Annotated in this window: 4 protein-coding genes; 3 read left to right on the forward strand and 1 reads right to left on the reverse strand. The window is 60.4% G+C overall.

Features of this window, described 5'->3' with window-relative positions:
- Window positions 1-238: 238 nt before the first annotated feature.
- The 3 genes from EOD07_RS22850 to EOD07_RS22860 all read left to right on the forward strand — a co-directional run bounded on the left by EOD07_RS22850 (window position 239) and on the right by EOD07_RS22860 (window position 3,548).
- Entirely contained in the window at window positions 239-1,216 is a 978-nt protein-coding gene (locus EOD07_RS22850; protein WP_073985660.1) for an asparaginase, read from the forward strand.
- Window positions 1,217-1,298: 82 nt separating this feature from the next.
- Window positions 1,299-2,375 carry a tartrate dehydrogenase gene (locus EOD07_RS22855; RefSeq protein WP_127237075.1) on the forward strand — a complete coding sequence of 359 codons (1,077 nt, stop codon included), beginning with the start codon at window positions 1,299-1,301 and terminating at the stop codon, window positions 2,373-2,375.
- Between the two features lie 9 nt (window positions 2,376-2,384).
- Entirely contained in the window at window positions 2,385-3,548 is a 1,164-nt protein-coding gene (locus EOD07_RS22860) for a mandelate racemase/muconate lactonizing enzyme family protein (RefSeq protein WP_127237076.1), read from the forward strand.
- An 80-nt stretch (window positions 3,549-3,628) separates the two neighbouring features.
- Here EOD07_RS22860 and EOD07_RS22865 read toward each other — a convergent pair whose 3' ends face one another.
- Entirely contained in the window at window positions 3,629-4,711 is a 1,083-nt protein-coding gene (locus EOD07_RS22865; protein WP_127237077.1) for a tartrate dehydrogenase, read from the reverse strand.
- Window positions 4,712-4,783: the final 72 nt, after the last annotated feature.

Genomic DNA, 4,783 nt, shown 5'->3' on the forward strand with positions numbered 1-4,783 from the left:
GAATTCTGGTAAAACTGTCAGCCATTTCCGTTCCCCTTTGATCGCGCGGCTTCGCGCCGTTACCTAATCGCCTTTTGGCCAGACCAAAATGCGTGTATGTCATTAATGTCTAAATTGGCCTGACCGTCAACTCCCAAAACTGCGGAAATTTTAGGCGTTTTGTGCATGTTAAAAAGGCTTCTTGATTTCTTGGTCTGACCAACATATTCAACATCGGAAACGCGAGTGAGGGAGCGAAATGCCGAAAATCTGTCTGATCACAACAGGGGGGACGATCGCATCCAAGCTGGAGCCCGAGACCGGAGACGTGACGGCAAGCGTTACCGGAGCGCAGTTGCGGGCGATGCTGCATGACCCGCTCGAGGACATCGAGATCACCATCGATGAGTTCTCCAATGTCGGCAGCTATGCCATTGACCTGCCGTTGGGCTTTTCACTGGCCCAGCGCATCTCGCACCGCCTCGACGAGGGCTTCGATGGAGTGGTGGTGACGCACGGCACCGACACGATGGAGGAGACCGCCTTCATGGCCGACCTCCTGGTCCGTTCCGACAAGCCGATCGTCTTCACCGGCGCGCAGCACGCAGCCGACGAACCGAACCCGGACGGCCCCCGCAACATAACGGACTCGCTGCGGCTGGCTGCCTCGGACGCAGCCCGCGGCTTGGGTGCGGTCATCTGTTTCGAGCAGGAATTCCATGCTGCGCGGGATGTTACGAAGTCCCATACTTCGCGTACCGACACGTTCATCTCTCATGAACACGGCAAGCTCGGCGAAGTGGACGGCGACCGCGTCGTGCTTCATCGCAGGCCGATCCTGAGGCGCAGCTATGAAGCGAACGGCGTGGTGGCCGACGTCGAACTCGTCAAACTGGCGATGGGTATTAGCGACCGCTATCTGCGCTTTGCAGCCGACAATGGTGCCAAGGCCATCATTCTGGAAGGCTTCGGCCGCGGCAATGCTCCGCCGTCGGTAACAGCCACCGCGACGGCGCTCGTCAAAAAGGGATTGCCTGTCATCATGACCAGCCGCTGTCAGCGAGGCCGCGTCAAGGCGATCTACGGCAATGGCGGCGGCAAGACACTGTCGGACGGGGGGGTGATTTTCGCCGGCGATCTGAGCGGACAAAAGGCCCGCGTGCTCGTTTCAGTGCTGCTCGGAATGGGACTTGCCGGCAAGCGCTTGCGCGAAGAGATCGAATATTTCGCAGGGTAAGGCGCGTGCCGGTCATTCCGGTGTCAGCCGCCGCACAGTCTGAAGCATATACATCGCCTGCTCCGCAGATCGGGAAAGCCACATGTCGGCCAAGAAGCATCGAATTGCAGTCATCCCCGGTGACGGGATCGGCAAGGAAGTCATCCCCGAGGGTCTTCGCGTCCTGGACGCGGCGGCTAGGCGCTTCGGCCTTGACCTGCAGTTCGACCACTTCGACTTCGCCTCCTGCGACTACTACGCCAAGCACGGCCGTATGATGCCGGAGGACTGGAAGTCCAAGATCGAAACCCATGACGCGATTTTCTTCGGCGCGGTCGGCTGGCCGGCAGCAGTTCCTGACCATATTTCGCTTTGGGGATCTCTCCTGCAGTTCCGCCGCGAATTCGATCAGTACGTCAATCTGCGCCCGGTTCGGCTGATGCCGGGAGTGCCTTCGCCGCTCGCCAACCGCAAGCCTGGCGACATCGATTTCTACGTTGTGCGCGAAAATACCGAGGGCGAATATTCCTCCATCGGCGGCAAGATGTACCAAGGCACGGATCGCGAGATCGTTATCCAGGAAACGGTGATGTCACGCGTGGGTGTGGACCGCATCCTGCGTTATGCATTCGACCTGGCGCGGAAGCGCCCGCGAAAGCACCTCACCTCCGCCACCAAGTCCAACGGCATTTCGATCACCATGCCATACTGGGACGAGCGTATGGAGGCGATGGCCGCAAACTATCCGGACGTTTCCTGGGACAAGTACCATATCGATATTCTGACAGCTCATTTCGTGCTCAATCCCGACCGTTTCGATGTTGTCGTGGCATCCAATCTTTTCGGCGACATTCTCTCCGACCTGGGACCTGCCTGTACCGGCACGATCGGCATCGCGCCGTCTGCGAACATCAATCCGGAGGGCCGATTCCCCTCGCTCTTCGAGCCTGTGCACGGTTCGGCTCCTGACATTGCCGGCAAGGGCATCGCCAATCCCGTCGGCCAGATATGGACCGCGGCCATGATGCTCGATCATCTCGGGCAAGAAGAGGCCAGCCAAGCGATCGTTAAGGCCATTGAGGCAGCGTTGAGGAACGACGCCACCCGCACCCGGGATCTCGGCGGCAAGGCCGATACCGTCACCTGCGGCAAAGCTGTAGCAGACGCAGTCGAAGCATAAGGATTACGCATGCGCATCGTGGACATCCGGGAAAAGACGGTCTCGATCGCCTCGCCCATCGCCAATGCCTATATCGACTTCTCCAAAATGACCTGCTCGGCCGTCGCCGTGATCACGGATGTGATGCGGGACGGCAAGCCGGTTGTAGGCTACGGCTTCAACTCGAACGGACGCTACGGACAAGGCGCGCTGATGCGCGACCGCTTCCTGGCACGCGTTCTGGAAGCCGACCCGAATACGCTGATCGACCACGAGAACGACAATCTCGACCCCTTCGCCATCTGGAAAACGCTGATGACCAACGAGAAGCCCGGCGGCCACGGCGAACGGTCCGTGGCGGTAGGCACCATCGACATGGCCGTCTGGGATGCGGTCGCCAAGATTGCCGGCGTGCCGCTGTGGAGACTTCTGGCCGACCGCTACAGGAGCGGCATCGCCGATGAGAAGGTTTGGGTCTACGCGGCCGGCGGCTACTATTACCCGGGCAAGGACCACTCCAAGCTGCAAGCGGAGATGCGCAGCTATCTCGACCGAGGCTACAAGGTCGTAAAGATGAAGATCGGCGCTGTACCGCTGGAGGATGACCTGCGCCGCATCGAAGCGGTGCTCGACGTCGTCGGCGACGGCAGGCATCTTGCAGTGGACGCCAACGGCCGCTTCGATGTCGAAACCGCCATCGCCTACGCCAAGGCGATGCGCCCTTACGGTCTGTTCTGGTACGAGGAAGCCGGAGACCCGCTTGACTATGCGTTGCAGGCGGAACTCGCCGCCCATTATGACGGACCAATGGCCACGGGCGAGAACCTGTTCTCGCATCAGGACGCACGCAACCTGTTGCGCTATGGCGGCATGCGGCCCGACCGGGACTATCTGCAATTCGACTGTGCCCTCTCCTATGGCCTGGTGGAGTATCTGCGCACGCTGGAAGTTATGAAATCGCTGGGATGGTCCTCCCGACGCGTCGTGCCTCACGGCGGACACCAGATGTCGCTCAACATTGCCGCCGGACTGCATCTGGGCGGCAACGAATCCTACCCGGATGTTTTCCAGCCTTTCGGCGGCTTCGCTGACAACATCGCCGTTGAAGACGGCTATGTCAGGTTGCCCGATACGCCTGGTGTGGGCTTCGAGAGGAAGGCGGAGCTCTATAGGCTGTTTCGCCAGTTGCACTAGGGCGGTTCGGCGTCGCCGATCTAACTATTTGTTTTTGATAGAAAACCGCTACGCTTCCTGGAATCGCCGGCAACGCAAAGTCAGTCTACCAGGACGTTGCGCCCCCGTATGGCGTTGCAGACCGCTTCGGTGACCTGGCGCGTGGTTGCCTTGCCGCCGACATCGGGCGTCATTATGCCGGCCTCGCCCGCTCGCTCGATGGCGCGCATGAGCTGGTCGGCTGCCTCCTGCTCGCCCAGGTGGCTGAGCATCTGCACCGCTGTCCAGAATGTGGCAATCGGATTGGCAATGCCTTTGCCGGCGATATCGAATGCCGAGCCGTGAATGGGTTCGAACATGGACGGGAAGCGCCTTTCGGGGTCGATGTTGGCGGTAGGCGCAACGCCAATACTGCCCGCTAACGCGCCGGCAAGATCTGAAAGCACGTCGGCATGAAGGTTCGTTGCCACGATCGTGTCGAGGCTCTGCGGCTTCAGCACCATGCGCACGGTCATGGCGTCCACCAACATCTTGTCCCAGGTCACGTCGGGAAATTCGTGCGAGACATTCTCGGCGATCTCGTCCCACATCACCATGCCATGGCGCTGCGCATTCGATTTGGTGACGACAGTGAGGAGTTTGCGCGGCCGGGACTGCGCCAATCGGAAGGCGTAGCGAATGATGCGTTCCACGCCCACCCGCGTGAAGACGGACACGTCCATGCCGACTTCTTCAGGCAGGCCGCGATGCACCCGCCCGCCGGCGCCCGAATACTCACCCTCCGAGTTCTCGCGCACGATGACCCAGTCGAGATCACCGATCCGGACGTCGCGCAGCGGAGATGCGATGCCGGGTAGGATCTTGGTCGGTCGCACATTGGCATACTGATCGAAACCCTGGCAGATCTGCAGCCGCAGCCCCCAAAGGGTGATATGGTCGGGTACGTCTACCGCGCCGACGGCGCCAAAATAGATGGCGTCAAATTTCCTTAGCCGTTCCAGCCCGTCGGCCGGCATCATGACACCGTTGCGCTTGTAGTAGTCCGACCCCCAATCGAAGAGGCTGAACCTCAGCTTCAGGTCGCCGCGCTGCTCGGCCAGGACGTTGACCACAGTGATGCCGGCATCAATAACCTCTGGCCCAATTCCGTCAGCGGGAATTGCGGCGATCGAATATTCGCGCACTATCAATCTCCTTGGCATGAGATGGCGGAAGCCTCCAAGCTGGCTTGGAGGCTATCCCGAGCCAGGTAACGC

The organism is Mesorhizobium sp. M2C.T.Ca.TU.002.02.1.1 (genome assembly GCF_003997225.1).

Coding starts and splice junctions, on each gene's coding strand:
- EOD07_RS22860 (WP_127237076.1), top strand. CDS start 2,385: ATGCGCATCGTGGACATCCGGGAAAAGACGGTCTCGATCGCCTCGCCC.
- EOD07_RS22855 (WP_127237075.1), top strand. CDS start 1,299: ATGTCGGCCAAGAAGCATCGAATTGCAGTCATCCCCGGTGACGGGATC.
- EOD07_RS22850 (WP_073985660.1), top strand. CDS start 239: ATGCCGAAAATCTGTCTGATCACAACAGGGGGGACGATCGCATCCAAG.